The 18,830-nt window shown below is 61.4% G+C and carries 15 protein-coding genes and 2 pseudogenes; 14 read left to right on the top strand and 3 right to left on the bottom strand.

The window, feature by feature from the left end; genetic code table 11:
* Positions 1-241: IS110 family transposase (locus H522_RS0112865; protein ID WP_026962585.1), on the bottom strand; the 241-nt coding region annotated here is incomplete at its 3' end.
* 65 nt (positions 242-306) lie between these two features.
* Here H522_RS0112865 and H522_RS0112860 point away from each other — a divergent pair.
* Positions 307-516, top strand: coding sequence for a hypothetical protein (locus H522_RS0112860; RefSeq protein WP_026962641.1), 210 nt, complete (start codon positions 307-309; stop codon positions 514-516).
* 175 nt (positions 517-691) lie between these two features.
* Here H522_RS0112860 and H522_RS22165 read toward each other — a convergent pair.
* Positions 692-886 (bottom strand): annotated as a pseudogene (locus H522_RS22165) (cytochrome P450); the annotation flags it as partial.
* Here H522_RS22165 and H522_RS22555 point away from each other — a divergent pair.
* From H522_RS22555 to uxuA, 11 genes and pseudogenes are all read left to right on the top strand, one after another.
* Positions 887-1,310 (top strand): annotated as a pseudogene (locus H522_RS22555) (alpha-L-arabinofuranosidase C-terminal domain-containing protein); the annotation flags it as partial.
* A 279-nt stretch (positions 1,311-1,589) separates the two neighbouring features.
* Complete coding sequence (locus H522_RS0112845; RefSeq protein ID WP_026962638.1) at positions 1,590-2,369, top strand: sugar phosphate isomerase/epimerase family protein; 780 nt, start codon at positions 1,590-1,592, stop codon at positions 2,367-2,369.
* 123 nt (positions 2,370-2,492) lie between these two features.
* Positions 2,493-4,085, top strand: coding sequence for a xylulokinase (locus tag H522_RS0112840; RefSeq protein ID WP_026962637.1), 1,593 nt, complete (start codon positions 2,493-2,495; stop codon positions 4,083-4,085).
* Between the two features lie 47 nt (positions 4,086-4,132).
* On the top strand, positions 4,133-4,951 hold the full coding sequence (locus H522_RS19300) for a DeoR/GlpR family DNA-binding transcription regulator (RefSeq protein WP_051344244.1): 819 nt from the start codon (positions 4,133-4,135) through the stop codon (positions 4,949-4,951).
* Positions 4,948-6,021, top strand: coding sequence for a M24 family metallopeptidase (locus tag H522_RS19295; RefSeq protein ID WP_051344243.1), 1,074 nt, complete (start codon positions 4,948-4,950; stop codon positions 6,019-6,021). The genes H522_RS19300 and H522_RS19295 overlap by 4 nt, the downstream gene beginning before the upstream one ends.
* Before the next feature lie 130 nt (positions 6,022-6,151).
* Positions 6,152-7,675, top strand: coding sequence for a UxaA family hydrolase (locus H522_RS0112825; protein WP_035453828.1), 1,524 nt, complete (start codon positions 6,152-6,154; stop codon positions 7,673-7,675).
* Positions 7,676-7,906: 231 nt separating this feature from the next.
* A complete protein-coding gene (gene iolB / locus H522_RS0112820; RefSeq protein WP_026962635.1) occupies positions 7,907-8,710 on the top strand; it encodes a 5-deoxy-glucuronate isomerase in 804 nt (267 codons plus the stop codon).
* A gap of 16 nt (positions 8,711-8,726) precedes the next feature.
* On the top strand, positions 8,727-10,223 hold the full coding sequence (locus H522_RS0112815; protein ID WP_051344242.1) for a tagaturonate reductase: 1,497 nt from the start codon (positions 8,727-8,729) through the stop codon (positions 10,221-10,223).
* 62 nt (positions 10,224-10,285) lie between these two features.
* Positions 10,286-11,212 (top strand): sugar kinase, encoded by a 927-nt coding sequence (locus H522_RS0112810; protein WP_245578108.1) that lies wholly within the window; start codon positions 10,286-10,288, stop codon positions 11,210-11,212.
* The gene (locus H522_RS0112805; protein WP_035453825.1) at positions 11,209-11,865 is read left to right on the top strand and encodes a bifunctional 4-hydroxy-2-oxoglutarate aldolase/2-dehydro-3-deoxy-phosphogluconate aldolase; all 657 of its coding nucleotides are present in this window, start codon (positions 11,209-11,211) and stop codon (positions 11,863-11,865) included. Before H522_RS0112810 ends, H522_RS0112805 begins: the two co-directional genes overlap by 4 nt.
* Positions 11,862-12,902 (top strand): mannonate dehydratase, encoded by a 1,041-nt coding sequence (gene uxuA, locus H522_RS0112800; RefSeq protein WP_026962631.1) that lies wholly within the window; start codon positions 11,862-11,864, stop codon positions 12,900-12,902. The genes H522_RS0112805 and uxuA overlap by 4 nt, the downstream gene beginning before the upstream one ends.
* 224 nt (positions 12,903-13,126) lie before the next feature.
* On the opposite strand, the gene H522_RS0112795 is transcribed toward uxuA, so the two are convergent.
* Positions 13,127-14,128, bottom strand: coding sequence for an LLM class flavin-dependent oxidoreductase (locus H522_RS0112795; RefSeq protein ID WP_035453823.1), 1,002 nt, complete (start codon positions 14,126-14,128; stop codon positions 13,127-13,129).
* Between the two features lie 204 nt (positions 14,129-14,332).
* On the opposite strand from H522_RS0112795, the gene H522_RS0112790 reads away from it, so the two are divergent.
* Together H522_RS0112790 and H522_RS0112785 are read left to right on the top strand one after the other, a co-directional pair.
* Positions 14,333-15,922 carry an SWIM zinc finger family protein gene (locus H522_RS0112790; protein WP_026962629.1) on the top strand — a complete coding sequence of 530 codons (1,590 nt, stop codon included), beginning with the start codon at positions 14,333-14,335 and terminating at the stop codon, positions 15,920-15,922.
* A complete protein-coding gene (locus tag H522_RS0112785; RefSeq protein ID WP_026962628.1) occupies positions 15,919-18,819 on the top strand; it encodes a DEAD/DEAH box helicase in 2,901 nt (966 codons plus the stop codon). Before H522_RS0112790 ends, H522_RS0112785 begins: the two co-directional genes overlap by 4 nt.
* Positions 18,820-18,830 lie beyond the last annotated feature (11 nt).

Genomic DNA, 18,830 nt, shown 5'->3' with positions numbered 1-18,830 from the left:
GCCCTGTTGGTTCCATACCGACCATGACATCGCCTTTGGCAAGAGAATGTTTGAGTGCCGCTAGCCACTGCTCTAGACCTTCGAATCCAGAGATGGTATTCTCGAAGGCGAGGGGCTTGCCCAGTTCGATGCCTCGCCAATCCACGCAACGTGCGACGTGCGTGTGTTTGGCGATATCGATACCGACGATGAGAGTCCCCTCCGTGATGCGCTGAATCTTGGCGTTCACATTCTTAGCCATTGTTGCTTCACCCTCCTGGTCGATGGTTGGTTTGGGCAACTACCACGATACCAGGAGGTTTTTTCATGCCGCAAACCTCAAATTACTTCGTTACAGGACTGCTCATGGTCGATAAACTGCCTGCGATTCCGTTGTTTTATGGCGTGCATTGGTCGGAATACAATGATAAACAATTCAAGGGATGGCCGAATGCCAACAACCCCTACGCAAATCCGGCTCCGTACGAATGGCCAGGGCCCGCGATTGTATTGATGCACTTGAAGCCGGCGGACTAACTTGGTTCCTTTACTTCGAAACGCAAAGATAGGCACTCAAATCGCTGATGTTGGGTGCCTTTTTTCTGGGAGAACTTGTAGCGTGCAGACTCGATTGCGGCACTATGGTCTAAACCATCATTCCGTTGCCGGCAATCACGTCCAGTAACGTCCAGTGGTCGTGCCGGATACTCTCTCAAAACCTTACCGGTAGCGAAGCAAGTCCGCGCAACGAAAAACCGCGATTCCAAGCGATGGTCTCCCGCGGAACATCCAGTCGAAGATTGGGCATCCGGCGCAACAGCGTGCGAAAAGCCACATCCCCTTCGACCCGGGCGAGCGGCGCTCCCAGGCAGATGTGCGCCCCTTGCCCAAAGGCAATGTGGCGGTTGCGACCGACTTTGATGAGAAGATGTGGTTCCAAACCCTCAAGAATGCTCTGCACATGGAAGAGCTGATTCAGCGTCACGACGCCATCATGACGAAATACGATCCGGATAAACGCGTTGCCCTCATTGTCGACGAGTGGGGTACTTGGTACGATGTGGAGCCTGGCACAAATCCGGCATTCCTGTACCAGCAAAATACCATTCGTGATGATTCTGACGCCGACCTATCATGTGTTTGATATGTACAAGGTTCATCAGGGCGCGAACCTGGTTCAGACGGATATCGCGTCTCCAGCCTACGCGATGGAAGGGCAACAGATTGATCAAGTCAGCGTTTCCGCGTCGGGGGATGAGGAGCACCTCAATGTATCGCTCTGTAACCTACATCATGCGGAATCGGTGGGAATTGTGTGTGATGTACGCGGGCGCACATTCAAAGAGGTATCAGGTACCGTTCTGACCGCCAGCCAGATGCAGGCACACACCTGGAAGGCCCGTTCATCTCGCCCCAGGATGGGCCCGTGGAGCACACGGCATCCGATATGTACGCAAGCCGGACTTTGCTCGTGGCGTAGAACAGTACGATTGCCACGCTCAGATGAGGAAATCCAATCATGAAGCAAATCTTTCGCGCCTTTCGTTTGGATTTATGATAATTATAGATTTGTTGTTCTTTTCGCTCCGATTTTCTGGGAGGTGACCAGGATGGAGTTCGGTTGTTGTGTGTCTCTCGAACAGCTACCCTACGTTCGGGACGGGGGATTCGATTTTGCCGAGTTGCCGGCGGCATCGGTGGTCTCGTGTCCAACAGAAGAGGAATGGCGGTCGGTCAAAGAGCGTGTACAAGCGGCTGGCGTCCCGATACGCGGGTTCAATGTTCTGCTGCCGGGTGGTATCAAGGTCGTTGGTCCTGAGGTCGATGAAGATTGGGTAAACGCTTACCTAGAACAGGCCTTTCGGCGCATGGCTGAACTGGGTGCAGAACATGTGTCGTTTGGGTCGGGCGGATCGCGCGCGGTGCCGGATGGATTCGACCGCCAACTGGCAGAAGACCAGCTATGCAATGTTCTGCGCCGTGCAGCCGAATTGGGAGAGGAGTACGGCATCACGGTCAACCTGGAGTTTCTCAATCGTGGGGAGACCAACTTTCTCAACAGTCTCCTTGAGGCGCAAGCGCTGGTCCAGAAGCTCAACCACCCGCGACTGCGGCTCCTGGTTGACCTGTACCACATCATGAAGGAGCAGGAACCGCTTTCTGACCTTTTGACGGTCGCTCCTGACGTTGGGTACGTGCACGTGGCGGACACGGATCGGCGCTATCCGGGAAGTGACGCCTATCCGTACATCGATTTTGCGGCCACTCTGCAAACGATTGAGTACAATGGGCCGATCTCGGTCGAATGCGTCTGGACGGACATGGAGCGTGAGATGAAACAGGCGGCCGCCTTTTTGCGGCAGACCTTCAAAGCCAGAGACGTCCGATAGGTAAAACCGCTGGGGGGCACCCGTGCCCGTTGTGGGATACGGCGGTGAAGTGGATAATGAAGGTGGTAAGCAAGCCCGGAATAAGGCTCGTGTCTTTTCTTATAGATTCAGGGGTGGCCACGGTTGCAAGCGCAGGAAGCGGTTTTGACCATCGATGTAGGTACGTCCGCCTGTAAGGCGGCGCTGTTTGATGCTCGTTTACAGTGGCTGCGCGGGGTGTCAGTCGCGTATGAACGCCAGGCTGTGCCTCGCGGAGAAGTGTGCCAGGACGCGGACGCGTGGATTCAGGCAGTGCGGCGGGCGGTCGCTCAGTTGGACATAGAATCCCTCGGCGTCAAGGTGCAGATGATTGCCCTCACGTCTCAGCGTGAAACGGTGGTGCCGATGGGGCGGGACCTGCGCCCCATCACACCGCCGCTTTTGTGGTTGGATAAACGCGGCATTGCAGAGGCGGAAGGGCTGAGAGCCGCATTTGGCGATTGTGTTCAGGTGTGGACCGGACTGGCCGGCGGCAGCGCGTATTCGGCCGGGAAGATTCTGTGGTTGCGGCGTCACTGTCCCGATGTGTTTGGGCGCATATACGCATTTTTGCAACCGAAAGACTATGTGCTCTACTGGTTGTCCCACGAACTCGCCACCGATTACACCCTGGCCGCGCGGACGATGCTGTTCAACGTCCAAGAGAAGCGGTGGCAGAGCGAGCTGCTCGAAGCTTGCGGGGTGCGGGAAGATCAACTGCCGCCCGTGTACGCCCCGAAAACCATCGTGGGTCGCCTGACAGACGCTGCGGCCTGGGAATTGGGGCTGGCATCCGGCATCCCCATCCTGCTTGGCGGTGGGGACAGGCCGTGTGAGGTGCTGGGGTCCGGCATTTTGCCGCACGAGGTGATGGAGTCTTCCGGCACCACCAGCAACATGTCCTGTTTGGCGATCCGCCCGGTGATGGCGGAGGGGTTAAGCTGCACCCCGCACGTTCTGGATGGGGCGTGGATTTTGGAACAAGGGATCTCCGCATCGGGAGCCATCCTGGAGTGGGTAAGTGCGTTGGTGGGAGTATCCCTCACTGACACGCAAGCAGTCCAACGCCTTCTGGATGTGGCTGGCCCAGGCTCAGCGGGGGTGCTGATGCTGCCCTTGTTCATGGGGGGGAAAGGGCGCACCCAAGCGGCCGAGGCGACCGGGGTGGTGAGCGGGTTAACCCTCGGGCACCGACCGGAGCACCTTCTGCGGGCGGCCGTGGAAGCGACAGCCTACGAGCTTGATGAGGTGCTCAGGCGCCTACAACGTGCTGTGTCCGGTCTTGTAGCGGTACGAGTGGTCGGCGGCATGGCGGAAAACGCAGCCCTCAACCGCATCAAGGCTAGTGTATACGGTTTGCCGGTAAAGAGGCCCAAGGTTTTGCACGCGGCTGCCTATGGCGCGTTTCTGTTGGCCGCCCGCAGCCTGGGCTGGACACCAAACCAGTCTTTGCGCGACGCCAATCCAGTGGTGGCCGTGTACACACCGGAACCCCATGAGCAGCAGGTCTACGCAGCCGGAGTGGCCGCCTACCAGGCACTGGCGAACGTTATGACCGAAGTTTGGCCGCTGTTGGAAGCCTACCAGGAGCAGGCCCTCGCCAAGGATGGGGGTTCAGGACAGGACAGGGCCCTTGAGCGAAGGGGTTCTGACGACAAAACGGAAATTCGGGCGGATTGTCCTGACATAGGGTGTTGACTTTTGCTAGGTTATGAGGTTTTCTGGGTAGGAGAATCTCAGACAGTGTGACCTTTTGGGAAGGAAGATTGATGGTGCTCGGTGAGATGCGCCAGCAGAAATTGAAAGAAATTCTACTCAGAGAAGGGTCGGTACGCATTGCTGACCTGAAAGAGCGGTTCGGGGTGTCCGAGGAGACCGTTCGGCGTGACTTGAAAAAGCTCGAGTCGGAGGGCCTCGCCAGGCGTACGCACGGAGGGGCCCTGCTGGCCGAACCGGTTCACGTCGTGCCGCCTGCCGTGCAGCGGATGCGGCAAAACGTCGAGGAGAAAGCGGTCTTGGCCGATTTTGCCGCGACGCTGGTGACAGACGGCAGCACGGTGATGCTCGACAGTGGCACCACCACGCTGGAAATCGCCCGCCGCCTGGCACTCCGTTCCGTGACGGTGGTGACTAACGATGTCGTGATCGCGGCGGAGTTGGCCAACTCCGCCCACGTCCAGCTCGTCGTCCTCGGTGGCGCGCACCAGCGGGGGACATCCTGCGTGGCGGGGCCCGAGTGTGTCGAGATGATTGGCCGCTACCATGTGGACGTAGTGTTTCTCGGGGCCGGCGGGATTTCCACGCGCCAGGGACTGACCACGGCGTCCAGTGCTGAGCGCGAGGTGAAGCGAGCGATGATGCAGGCGGGAGAGCGGGTGTACTGCGTCGCCGACGCCAGCAAATTCGGGCGGGCGGCCCTCGTCTCCTATGCGCGTGTAGACGAGATTGACGCCATTGTCACCCATCGCGCGATCTCGGCGGAAGTCGTGGCCGCCCTTCAGGAGCAGGGGGCCGAATTGATCTTCGCGGAGTCATCCGGAACCTGGGAGGGGACAAAGTCATGACCATCCAAGAGCGCGTCCTGCGCGTACGGTCGCTGTTGGAAGAACACGGGTTGGACGGGCTGATTCTCGAACAGTCGGTGAACTTGGCCTGGCTGTTCGGCGGTCGGTATCACGTCAACGTGGCGTCCGAGCAAGGACTGGCGGCGGTATTCATCACCCACAAGCGTACGGAAAGCGTTGTCACAAACATTGAGCAGACGCGGTTGGTCGCCGAGGAAGGACTGCAGGCCGATACGATTCATACCGTTCCTTGGTACGATGCGGCGGCCCGCAACACCATCCTGGAGACTTGGCGCGGCGAAGGACAAGTCATGACCGATGCCGACCTGCGCGAGGCGATGCTGCAGCTGCGCATCCATCTGGATGACGAGCACGTGGCGGCGTACCGGCGGCTGGGGCGAGTTACCGCCTGGGCGGTGGAGGAAGCGTGCCGAACGGCCGAGGCCAGTGACACGGAGGCAGATTTGGCGGGAAAAGTGGCTTCCCTCTGTGTATCACAAGGGCTCGATCCGCTCGTTCTCCTGGTTGCGGGGGAGCGGCGTGCGGGCCTCTATCGCCATCCACTGCCCACGTCTGACCCTTTGGGCGGTTACACCATTGTCTCCTTATGTGCGCGGAGCCAAGGTCTGGTGGCGGCGGCCACGCGTACGGTGGCCTTTGACCGACTTCCGGAAGCGCTCGCGCGACGATACGAGGCGGTCCTGCAGGTGGAGGCGCGGATGCTGCACGCCACACGTCCAGGGGTGTCCTTGTCTGAGGTCTTGCGCGTCGCGCAGGACGCGTATGCAGAGACCGGCTTTGCCGACGCCTGGACAGAGCATCACCAGGGCGGACTGATTGGCTTCCAGTCACGGGAGCTGCGCGCGGATTTGGCGCAGTCGCAGCTGCTGTCCGTTGGCAACGCGGTGGCCTGGAATCCGTCTTTGGCCGGGGCAAAAGCGGAAGACACGTTTTTATTGACGGATGACGGTTTGGAGCTGTTGACCCCTTTGCAGGCGTATCCAGAAATCGCGGTGGATTGGCAGGATGTCCGCTACAAACGGCCGTGGATTCTGGTCAAAAATTTGTAGTGTATTATGATGTTTTGTGTGGTATAATCCAACGTAGTCTCACAAAACATCTCATAGGCTCGGGATTGTGAACGGTTGGATGGGCATCCCGCACAGTCCAGGGAGAGGAAGAAGTGAGGGAGGCGAGTGCATGCCGGTTTTGGAAACGGCAGCGCGGCGAGCCTTGCGCATCCACGCGGCGGATAACGTCGCGGTCGTCTTGGAAGCGGTTGCGAAGGGCGAGGTGCTGGACCTGGCCGAGGGGCCTCTGGTCGCGCTGGAGGACATTCCGCGCGGGCACAAGATTGCCCTCACAGACGTGTCTGTCGGTGAGGATATCCGGAAATACGGTTATCCGATTGGTCAGGCAACACAGCCAATTACCCGCGGTGCATGGGTTCACACGCACAACCTGCGGACCAAGCTGGGCGAGAAGTTGACCTATACGTATCAGCCTAGCTTTGCCACGCCGGACGTAGAGGAAACGCTGGAGGCGCTGCCCGACCGATTCGAGGGCTTTGTGCGTGAGAACGGGGATGTGGGCATCCGCAACGAGCTTTGGGTTCTGCCCACTGTGGGTTGCGTCAACAAAATGGTCGAGCGCCTGGTCCACGTAGCTCATGCCGAACTTGCGGGACACGGGATTGATGGCGTATACGCGTTCCCACACCCGTACGGGTGTTCCCAATTGGGAGACGATCTCGGCTACACGCAAAAGGCGATGGCCGGCTTAATCCGTCACCCCAACGCGGCCGGTGTGCTGGTCGTCGGGCTGGGGTGTGAGAACAACCAATTCGAATCCTTGAAGACGATGCTCGGAGATGTGCCGCCCGAAAAGATTCGTTTCATGGCCCTGCAGAGCGTGGACGACGAGTTTACCACCGGACTGGCGCACCTGCGCGAGTTGGCGGAATACGCCAGCCGGTTTCAACGCAGCTTAGTGCCCGTGCAGAAATTGCGCATTGGCCTGAAGTGCGGCGGATCGGACGGGTTTTCCGGGATTACGGCCAATCCCTTGGTCGGCCGGGTTGCGGACCTGTTTACGGCGCGCGGGGCAACGGCGCTCTTGACGGAGGTCCCGGAGATGTTTGGCGCCGAGACAATACTTATGAACCGCGCTCAGGATGAGGGGATATTTGCCGACATCGTACAGCTCATCAATGACTTTAAGGACTATTACATCCGTCACGGGCAAGTGATTTACGAAAATCCTTCCCCGGGCAACAAGGACGGAGGCATCACCACCCTGGAAGAAAAGTCGCTGGGCTGCGTCCAGAAGGGCGGCCAAAGTCCCATCACAGGGGTGCGCGCGTACGGCGCGCCTGCTACGGGTCCGGGTCTACAACTGGTGCAGGCGCCGGGGAACGACCTGGTCTCGGTCACCGCGCTGGCTCTGGCGGGGGCGCACCTGGTCTTATTCACCACGGGCCGCGGCACCCCGTTCGGCGGCCCGGTGCCCACGCTGAAAATCTCCACGAACACCCAATTGTACGAGCACAAGCGCAGCTGGATTGACTTTGACGCCGGGCGCTTGGTCGGCGGCGCAGCGATGGTCGAGTTGGCGGCGGCGCTCTATCGACAGATTCTCGATGTGGCGTCCGGCCTGACTCAGACCCAAAACGAACGGTTTGGGTATCGGGAGATTGCCATCTTCAAAGACGGGGTCACGCTGTAAGGCTGTCCGGAAAGGGGTCAGAACTTCCAGGGTTATCGCCCGGCCCAAATGGTCTCAGGGCTATCGCCGGCCTGAACGGGACAACAGTTTAGTGGACTGTAGTCCTGGGGACCAGGCCCCACTAGGGACCAGGCCCAGCTCGCATATTGGGCTTGCTTCCTCGCACTGCATGGGTCTCACCTAACCCCTTTCCGGACGCACATTAACGCATGTGTGTGGAGGGATGAACCGATGTTGTTGGTGAAAGGACAAGAGTTTAGCGGATATCGGGAAATGGTCGGGGAACAGAATGAGGGCAGCCTGCGTTTTCTGCGCTTTGGCGTACTGAAGCTCGAGCCAGGTGCCACGCACCAGGGGCAGTTTGGGGACGTGGAAACGGTCCTGTTGCTGTTGTCCGGACAGTGCGACATTACCTCCAGCGGCGAGACGTACCAGGGTCTCTCCCGCACGGACGTATTTGCAGAGCGGGCGACAGCAGTATACGTGCCGGTGCGGACGGCCTTCACGGTGACCAATACCGGGAACACACCGCTTGAGGTGGCGGTCTGCCAGGCCCCGGCGACCGAGGAACACCGGCCGTTCCTCGTCACCCCCGATGACGTGAAGCCGCGCCTGGTCGGCAAGGACAATTACAGCCGTTACGTCCACGACGTCGTGGTCAAGGAGGCCGAGGGCAAGGTTCAGCGCATCATCGTCGGGGAAACGTTCAACCTGCCCGGGAACTGGTCGAGCTACCCGCCGCATAAGCACGACGACTACCAGCCCGGGGTCGAGGCGTGCATGGAAGAGGTGTACTACTATCGCCTCAAACCCCAGCAGGGCTTCGGCCTGCAGGCGATTTACACGGCGGATCGGTCCTTGGATGAGGTGTATCGCGTGGAGCACGGCGATGTGTTTCTCATCCCGCGCGGGTATCACCCGGTTTGTGCGGCGGCCGGCTATGAACTCTATTACCTCTGGGTGATGGCGGGAGATATCGACCGGGTGATGATCCCGCATGACGATCCGGCCCACACCTGGGTTCACAACGCTTGAAAGGAGGAGCCCGGGAGTGGAGCGGCTATCTATGCCATGGCTGCGGGCACACCAACCAGATCGATACGAGCGGGTGGTTTCCTGGCCAGAGCGGATCATCCAATTTGGCGAAGGCAATTTTTTGCGCGGGTTTGCCGATTGGCTGATTGATGAATTGAACGAGCGTGGCCATTTTGGCGGGCGCATTGTTGTCGTGGCCCCCCGCCGTACTGGCGCGGCGAACGTGGCCCGTCTGAACGCTCAGGACGGACTGTATACGGTTTGGCTCCGCGGCTTGGCGGACGGCGCTGTGGTGGACGAGGCACGGGTGGTGGCGTCCGTCAGCCGCGGCTTAGACCCGTACGCCGACTGGACGCAAATTTTGCGCTTGGCCGAAACGCCGGAAATTGATATCCTGATTTCGAACACGACAGAACGCGGTTTGGTTTATACGGAGGAGGCGTACCGGCCCAATGAGACGCCGGAATCGTTCCCGGCCAAGGTGACCGCGTATCTCTATCACCGCTACCAACACTTTGCCGGTGACCCTGCGGCTGGCCTTACCCTCATCCCGTGTGAGCTGGTGGATGACAACGGCGACTTGCTGCGGGAGCTGGTGCTTCGTCACGCAGCCGCCTGGCGGTTGCCCGCTGGGTTTTCCGAGTGGGTCAACACGGCCAACCGGTTTTGCCACACGCTGGTCGACCGCATTCTGCCCGGGTATCCGGCGGCTGCCGAGGCAGAGGCGTTGTTTGCGCGCGTTGGGTACACGGACGAGCTGTTGACCGTGGGCGAGCCGTACCACCTTTGGGCCATCAGCGGCGACCCTCAGCTGGCACAGCGCTGGCCGTTGGCGGAATGTGGCTTCAACGTCCACATGACCGACGATGTCACCCCGTTCCGGCTGCAAAAGGTGCGCATCTTGAACGGGTTGCACACCGCGATGTCGGCGCTGGCTCTGTTGGCCGGCAAACGAACGGTCGGAGACGTCATGGCTGATGCAGACTTTGCGGCGTTCGTGGAGAAGCTGGCGTTTCGCGAAATCATTCCCGCCATCGCGGCGCCGTCACTTCCTGAGGCGACCCTGCAGGCGTTTGCCAGGCAGGTGTTGGAGCGGTTTCGCAATCCGTTTTTGGAACACGAACTGCACAGCATTACGTTGAACACGCTGGCCAAGACCCGAGTCCGCCTGGTGCCGACGCTGAGTGCGTACATCGAACGGCAGGGTGAGTTGCCCCAACGCCTGGTGCTGGCTCTGGCGGGGCTGTTGTTGTACTACCCAGCGGCGCGGGCAAAAGGGTGGCCGATTCGCGATGACGGGGCCCAGGTGCAGTCACTCCTTGACGTTTGGGGCCAGGAGGCGGAGTTGGGACTGGAGGCTGTGGTCGAGCGTTTGCTGGCGGATACCCGTCTGTGGGGGGCGGACTTGACCGTCTACCCACGACTTGTGGTCGGGATTTGTGACCAGGTGCGGAATATTCGCGGGGCGGGGCCGCAAGATGCCATCCGGCAAGTTGTCGCGGCTGAGGCGTAAGGAGGTTTGACAGCACGGTCATGGCGAGCAGGGTATTGACATTTGGGGAGCCTCTGGTGGCCATGGTGCCGGAACACGCCGGTCCCTATGTGGAGGGTTCGCCGCTTACGCCGTACGCGGCGGGCGCGGAACTGAATACGGCCGTCGGTTTAGCACGGTTGGGAGTGGACGTGGCTTTTGCGGCGGCCATCGGACAAGACCCGCTGGGCCAGCTTGTGCTGCGTCAGGCCCGGAGCGAGGGCATTGATGTCCACTTTGTCGAGGAGCAGGCCGCCCCGACCGCGTTGTTGTTCAAACACTGGAGCGGCCTGAGGCAGGGCACCTCGGTGTATTACTACCGATCTACCTCGCCAATGGCGCAAGGGTTGTGGAACGTACAGGCTCCCGCGCAAGAACTGCGCGCCGGGGGGTATACGTGGGTGCATGCCACCGGCATCACGTGGATGCTGGGCGCTGGCGCGAGGGCCGCAGCGGATGAGCTTTTGACGGCGGCCAAGGCAGGCGGCAGCACCGTGTCTTTTGACGTCAACATTCGCTACAAACTGGCCGCGAAACCGGATTGGAGGGCCCTCGTTGAGCACTTGTTGCCGCGCATCGACTGGTTCTTGCTGGGCGACGAGGAAGCGGCTGCCCTGTTTGACACGTCACAAGCTGATGCGGTGGAGCGGCAGGCACGCAGCCTCGGCTTTCACGGTCGGGGCGTCGTGGTGAAATGCGGCGCCGAGGGCGCGGTCGTCAGCGAGGATGGGCGTATCACGCGGGTTCCGGCTTGTCCGGTGCCCCAGGTGGTGGATACGGTGGGGGCCGGCGACGGCTTCAACGCTGGCTTTATCGCCGGTATGCTCGCCGAGTGGTCCACCGAGAAGGCGGCTCGCTTGGGCGCGGTGGTGGGCGCGTACGCGGTGACGCGCGTGGGCGATAACACCGGTTACCCATCTATGGCGGAGGCGATGGCGGAACTCGAAGGGACGGAAGGGGTATGGCGATGACGGCGGAGGTAACAGGGCGGTTGCTGGAACGCATCGGTGAGGCGGGCGTGGTCGCCGTGCTGCGACGGCTGCCCGTAGATGCCGTGCAGCGTGTGGTCGAGGCGCTCTTGGAAGGCGGCGTGCAGGCGGTGGAACTGACGATGGACTCGCCTGCCGCGGCCGAGGTGATTGCCGGTGTGCGCAATTACGTTGGGGACAAGCTGGTGATTGGCGCGGGTACGGTCATGTATGAGGAACAGATGCGTGAAGCGTTGGATGCGGGTGCCGATTTTCTGGTCAGCCCGCACTTCGATGCGGACCTGGTCCAGGCCGCAAAGAAGTATAAGTGTCTCTATATCCCGGGCATCTTTACCGCGTCGGAAGCCGCGGCGGCCCTGCGCGCAGGGGCTGAGGTTTTGAAGCTGTTTCCGGCCGGGGCGGTCGGACCTGGGTACCTCAAGGACCTGCTCGGCCCGTTTCGCGGCACCCTGTTCATGCCCACCGGTGGCATCCAGCCGGAGCAGGTTGGCACCTACTTGGCGGCCGGCGCTTTGGCGGTGGGTGTCGGCAGTGCGCTGACGCCCAAAGACGCGATTGCCCAAGGGGACTATTCCGTCATCCGCGAGAAGGCCGAAACGGTCGCGGGGCAAGTCCGGGAGGCGCGGCGCGGATGAAGATGTCGTTTCGCTGGTATGGCGCGGATGATCCGGTCCAGCTCTGGCAGATTCGCCAGATACCCGGGATGGTGGGCGTTGTCAGCGCGCTCTATACGGTCCCGGTCGGTGAGGTCTGGCCCACGGAGCACATCGCGGCGCTCAAGCGCCAGATTACGGACCACGGTCTCGACCTGACGGTGATTGAGAGTGTGCCAGTGCATGAGGACATCAAGCTGGGCAGGCCGAGCCGTGACCGCTACATCGAGAACTTCATCGAGACGGTACGCCGCCTCGGCCAGGCCGGCATCGACACGGTGTGCTACAACTTCATGCCCGTGTTCGACTGGACACGGTCGCGGCTGGACTATCGGCTGCCGGACGGATCGCTCACTTTGGCTTATGACGAGGACGAAATTGCGCGGATGAACCCGGTGAACGGAGAGCTCAAACTTCCCGGGTGGGACGCCAGCTACCGCGACGATGAACTGGCGGGTCTGATGCGGGCGTATCAGGACGTGGACGAGGAGGCGCTGTGGAGCCATCTCGCTTATTTCATTCAGGCCGTCGCTCCGGCCGCTGCGGAGGCGGGCGTCAAGTTAGCCGTCCACCCGGACGATCCGCCGTGGTCAGTGTTCGGTCTTCCGCGCATTCTCCGGGACGGGCCGAGCTTGCGCCGTCTGCTGGCGTTGTCCGATTCGCCGAGCAACGGGCTGTGCCTGTGTACCGGTTCTCTCGGCGCGAACCCGGACAATGATGTGCCCGCTTTGCTGCGCGAGTTTTTGGCCCAAGGCCGGGTGCACTTTGTCCACGCCCGCAACGTCCGCGTCACCGGGCCGCAGCGCTTTTACGAGAGCAGTCACCGGAGTGCGGACGGATCGGTCGATATGTACGCGGTCATGAAGGCGTTGGCGGACTTTCACTACGAGGGGCCGATTCGGCCGGATCACGGTCGCATGATTTGGGGTGAACGGGGCCGTCCCGGCTACGGGCTGTATGACCGGGCTCTCGGGGCCGCGTACCTAAACGGGTTGTGGGAGGCGGCGTGCCGGCAGTAGCGGGGCAGGCAACCTCCAATGTTGAAATGGTGACATCAAGCAGAGCCAGGAAACGGGGAGGAGGAATGCCTCTCCGTTTTTTCGGCGGGTCCACGAGAGCGGCGTCGTTTCTTTGGACGCCATACCTTGCTGCCGTTGAACCGCGGGCCCGCAAAACGGGCCGACGGGTCCCGGCGTCTCGCCCGGAGAATCAAGCCCGCCCGACCCATATGTGCTCCGCTATTTCACGCCGTTAGACCAAACGCCTCGGCAATCAGTTCGTACGAGCGCAGACGCGACGCGAACGTATCGGTGATGGTCACGAGAATCCACTCGTCGATGCCGTATGTGCGGGCCAAATCGGTGAGTTGGTCTCGCACCTTATCTGGTGTACCGAATACCATGCGGGCGCGGTTAGCCTGGACCCGCCGCTCCTCCCACGGTGTGAACGTATACGCACGGGCCTCCTCTGCGCTGGGGATTTCGCCCCCGCGGCCCTGTTCCAGCCACAACAGCCGCAGGTCCATGATAGCGGCTAGTTCCTCCGCCTTTTCCTCCGTCTCCGCACACAAGGCAAAGATGGCCGCGTTGGCTTCCGGGTGCTTAAGATACGGAGAGGGCCGAAACGACTCCTTATACATCCGCACCACCTCAGGCCCCCCGTAGCCGTTGATAAACTGGGCAAACGAAAAACGCGTACCCAAGGTGGCCGCATAGTAGGCACTGGCGTCGCTGGATCCAAGCAGCCACACCTCCGGCGCGCTGGGTCCGGTGGGCATAGCGTGGACGCCGTAATGCCGGTGATTCTCGGGAAGATCGTCGTGCAGGAAGTGCAGCAGAGTCTTGACCTGTTCCGGGTAGTCGTCGAGTGACTTGTGGCTGCCGTTCAGCATCGCTCGCATAGTGCGCATGTCGCCACCAGGCGCACGGCCCAGCCCGAGGTCGATGCGCCCCGGGTACAGGGCCTCCAGCATGCGGAAGTTTTCCGCCACTTTGAGGGGACTGTAGTAGGGAAGCAGAACTCCGCCGGATCCTAAGCGAATGCGCTGGGTCCGGGCACCCAGGTGTGCGAGCAGCACCTCTGGAGTCGTCCCGGCCAGCCGCGCGGTGTTGTGGTGTTCGGACACCCAAAATCGAAAATAGCCCAACCGCTCCACCGCCTGCGCCAACTGCACCGTCTCACGCAGGGCGTCTTGCGGTGTCTTGTCCGGACCAATCGGGGATTGATCAAGCACACTCAGTTTCATATGTATCGCCTCGGATTTCTCGTTGTCTCGAGCCATTTCTGCGGACCGGTTCCTTCTTTCAGTCTACTCCACTTTGGGTTCCGGATGCGAATGCCACCCCGGCGAAAGCGGAGCAGGCGTTGCGTCGTGAGGGGGAATCGGCTACCCTGTCCACAGAGCACTGATAGAGTACGGAGATTCGACGCTGGTGAAAGGAGGATGAGGATGCCGCCCATCGAGACCTGGCTCCAGCTGGCACAGGGACTGAGAGAGCATATTCAACCCCACATCTTGGAGCGCGGCATAGCCTATTTGGCTGATGAGCGGGTGACCGCGTTGGCGGTGCAAGGGCCAGTGGTGACTGCCACGGTAGAGGGCAGCGAGTCGTACAGCGTGCAGTTGGACCTCGAGTCGTTCCCTGCGCGCAGTTTCTGCACCTGCCCGTACGGGGATTTGTGCAAGCACCTGGCGGCGGTGGGCCTCGCCGTTTTGGAGGAAGCCGGGGTTCGGTTTGCCTCCTTGGAAGGCCTGGTCGATGGGCCACTGGGGCTGGGGTTACAGCGCGTTGCCGCCGACCTTGCCGCCGTCAAGGCCGCACCGGTTGCGGCCGGGGATTTTCGTCCCGAAGCGGCGCCGACCGACTGGGTCTTGTTTGTCGAAAGCCAGATTGAGCGCCTTCCACCTTGGGCAATGTATCACGACTTCGAGCTGCATCGAGTACGGGAGCGGCTGCTGCGGGACCTAGAGGCGTGGCCGGACGGTCGCCGCCAGCTCGGCGAGGTGGTGGTGCGCGCGGCGACGATGGTGTATCGCCTGGAACTGGGGAAAGCGGACGGTGCCCCGATTGCCCCGTCGTATTGGGTGAAATCCGCTGCCTCCGAGATTCGCGAGTTGGCGCAGGGCCTGGGGTACCTTGCGGAATCTGCGGTTACTCAGGTGGCGTCCGAGCGTGAGGCGGCCGATTGGGTACGCTGGCTCCATCATCGCATTCTGGACAATCCGCAGATGCTCACCTCCGCATCGGCGTCGGCGGTAACCTGGATGTGGTTGGGTTGGCTCTACGCGTATCCCGACTTGCTGCGGGCCGAGCGAGCGTACTTGGACGGGCGGATCGCCCAGTGTGAACAGAGACCATCGGCTGAGAACGAACCGCTGCTGCACCTGCGGCGGCTTCGGACGGTTCTTGACCTCCTCACCGAGGAGTCGGACGTGCGTGCGGAAACACTGGTTTCTTTGTACGGGGACGACTTTGAAGCGACCAACCAGTGCCTATCCGCCTTAAGCCACAGTCGGCGTTGGGACTTGTATCAGGCCCTGCTCGCGACGGTCAGCGAACGCCTTGAGCCGGGCAACGTGTGGGCGCAAGCGTTGGCTGCTCCTTGGCTGCGGTTGGCGCATGAGGTGCCCGAGGCAGAGCCTCTATGCCGCGCCTTCCTGCGCCGACACCTGCCCGTCACGACGGGGGAGTATCGTACCTTCCTCCTGCAGCGCGAGGAGTTTGTCGATTGGGCGGATTACGTGATGGGCAGTGGTGGCCTGGACGGAGTCAGCAAGGAGGAGCGGCGACTCGTCGAGCAACAGGCGCCCGAGGTGCTGATTCCGATTCTCCATCAGGAGGTGCACCGATTGGTCGAGTTACGCGGTCGTGACCACTACCGTCAGGCCTGTCGTCGCCTCAAGCAGCTGCGCAAGTGTTACCGCAAGCTAAAGCAGACAGAGGAATGGGAGGCGTATCTACGCCGCTTCACGCATCGCCACCGCCGCCTGCGCGCACTCCTCGAAGAGATGAACAAGGCCAAGGTGATGCCGCAATGACGACCATTCACATGGATATGAGGCGTCTTCCCGATGGCGCCTTTTGGTTGGGACCGAAAGGTCGCGAATGGCAGAGGGACGTCTCCGAATTGGCCATGCGCGTGTTCGCTTGGGATCCCGAATCCGAATATGGCACAGCCGTGGAGACCCTCACCTGGGAAGGCCAGGTAGGATTTCGTCTCACCCCCGCGCAAGCCCTCCGGTACTTCCGCACTCCTCACTACCATCGGCACACCGATTGGCAGTGGACGGACGTCTGCCTTCAGGCGTTTCGATGGGCGCCCATTCTCGCAGAGGCTCTGGACGCAGGGCGGTTCCGCCCGACGCTGGGCAAGCCGCTGCAAACGGGTGAGGCACAGGCATTTCGGCCGGGCAATTCGTCCCTGCGCGTGATGGCGCCGCGCCTTTCGTGGCAAGTCGAGTGGCCGACGGATAACACCCCGCCAGAGCCGCTTCGCGACACCTTACAGGCGTGGGCAGACGCGGTCATTTGGGAGGAGGTTTCGGCAAACTCAGCCTTGCGCGAAGCGTTGGCCGAGGTGGTGGCGACGCGCCCGTTGCTAAGCGCGCGCGAACTGCCGCCGTGGCTCGTCCCGGAGGAGTGGCGGGCGGCAGTCGGTTGGGGAGAGTTTGTCTCGCCGCTGCAGCCTGCTTTGCAATTGCTCGATCCGCCCGTAGACACGGAGCCTTGGCAGTTGCGGATGGTGTTTTCGGCGGTGTCCGACCCCGGCCGGATGTGGACACTGAGCCAAACGCGTGAAGACGCGTCGTTCCCTCCGGAATGGGAGGCAGACCTCGAGCTAGCGGAGCAGCGGGTTTGGCGCTGGTTGGAGGCGGAATCGTGGCTTGGGGAACTGGCGTGGAAAGACGGCGTAGCGACCCTGGATGAGGGCCAGGCTTGGCGTTTTTTGGCGGAGACGACGCCGCGCCTCACCGAGGCGGGGTGTACGGTGATGGTGCCCAGTTGGTGGGAGGCGGCAACGACGGCGCGTGTGCAGGTGCGCGCTCAGGTTCAGCCCCAGCGCGGGGGACGGACGTGGTTCAATCTGACGGACACTGTGTCGTTCGACTGGAAATTGGCCATCGGTGACACCGAATTGGACGAGCAGGAGTTCTGGCGGTTCGTCGAGACGGGGCAGCGACTTGTCCACCTTAACGGCCAGTGGCTGGTGTTGGATACGGAGAGGCTAAAGAGGCTGCGCCGGCGGTTGGAAACCATAGAGCGGCGCGGCTTGACGATGATGGACGTGCTGCAGCAGACGCTTCTGGACGGGAACGGGGACGTGGATGAGAACCGGCAAGGAGGTGTCGATGCAGCGCCACTTTCGGAGGTATCCCAGTCGGAAGCGGAGTCAGAACCGCTCGACGCGGTTCACTTTGTGCTGCCGCCTGCACTGCGGCAAGCCCTGCGCGGGCTCACCCAGCGCGAGGAACTCCCGGCGTATCCGGTGCCGGACGGCTTTGTTGGTCAGCTGCGTCCATATCAGGTACAGGGCTACCGGTGGCTGCGCCGGATGCGGGAATGGGGCCTTGGCGCATGCCTGGCGGACGACATGGGACTCGGAAAAACGGTGCAGCTGATTGCTTACCTCATGGCTACCGACAACGCGGAGGGCCCGGCGCTGATTGTCTGTCCGACCTCGGTGCTCGGTAACTGGCAGCGGGAGTTGCGTCAGTTTGCGCCGGGTTTGTCTGTGCACGTCCATTACGGCAGCGCCCGTCAACATGGTCAGGCCTTAATCGACGCGATCCGTACGGCCGACGTGGTGCTGACAACCTACACCTTAGTGCAGCTGGACGCCTCGGATTTGGAACAAATGGAATGGCGTGCAGTCTGCTTGGACGAGGCGCAGAACATCAAGAACCCAGCGACCAAGCAGGCGCAGGCGGTGCGCAGGTTGTCAGCCCGGCACCGTATCGCCCTGACCGGCACTCCGATTGAGAACCGACTCACCGAGCTGTGGTCGATTTTTGCTTTTTTGAACCCAGGGTATCTGGGTAGTCTGAAGTCTTTCACAGAACGGTTTGTCACTCCAATTGAGCGCCACCAGGACGCGGTCCGGACAGGGCAGCTGCAGCGCCTGGTCCAGCCGTTTCTACTGCGCCGGATGAAGACGGATCCGGCGATTGAATTGGACCTACCGGACAAGACGGAGACGCGCGAATACGTCCACTTGACGGCGGAACAGGCCGCCCTCTACCAGGGGGTATTGGACGAACTGCTGCGCGAGGTGGACGGAGCGCCAGAGATGCGCCGGCGCGGCCTGATTTTAGCCGCGTTGACTCGGCTCAAGCTGATTTGTGACCACCCGGCCGTATATTTGAAACAGTCGATCCGCCGTTACAAAGGTCGCTCGAACAAGTTGGATCGACTCCTGGAGATGGTCGAGGAGGTGCGCGCGGAGGGGGACCGGTGTCTCGTCTTCACGCAGTTCCTCGAGGTGGGGACCCTGCTGCAGGATGCGTTGAGTCGGCGTCTTGCCGAGCCGGTTTTGTTCCTGCACGGGTCTGTGGCGCAGGTGGATCGAGAAAAGATGATTGCTGAGTTTCAAGACCCGAACGGATCGTCCGGGGTGTTTGTTTTGTCCCTCCGGGCTGGGGGCGTCGGACTGAACCTGACGGCGGCCAACCACGTGTTTCATTTCGATCGCTGGTGGAACCCGGCGGTGGAGGAACAGGCGACTGACCGCGCCTATCGTATCGGACAGCACCAGCACGTGCAGGTGCATAAGTTTGTCTCATTAGGCACGTTGGAGGAACGGATTGACCAAATGCTGCAGGAGAAGAGCGCGCTCTCCGAGCACATCGTGGGGGCGGGGGAGCAGTGGTTGACGGAGCTCTCGAACGACGAGTTAGCCGAGATGTTCCGCCTGCGGCAGGAACTGGTGGCGGATTAAGGGGGATTCAA

This window comes from Alicyclobacillus herbarius DSM 13609 (assembly GCF_000430585.1).
GTDB lineage: Bacteria > Bacillota > Bacilli > Alicyclobacillales > Alicyclobacillaceae > Alicyclobacillus_G > Alicyclobacillus_G herbarius.
The sequence above is the reverse complement of the archived record's forward strand: the minus strand, read 5'-3'. Positions and strand labels throughout refer to the sequence as shown.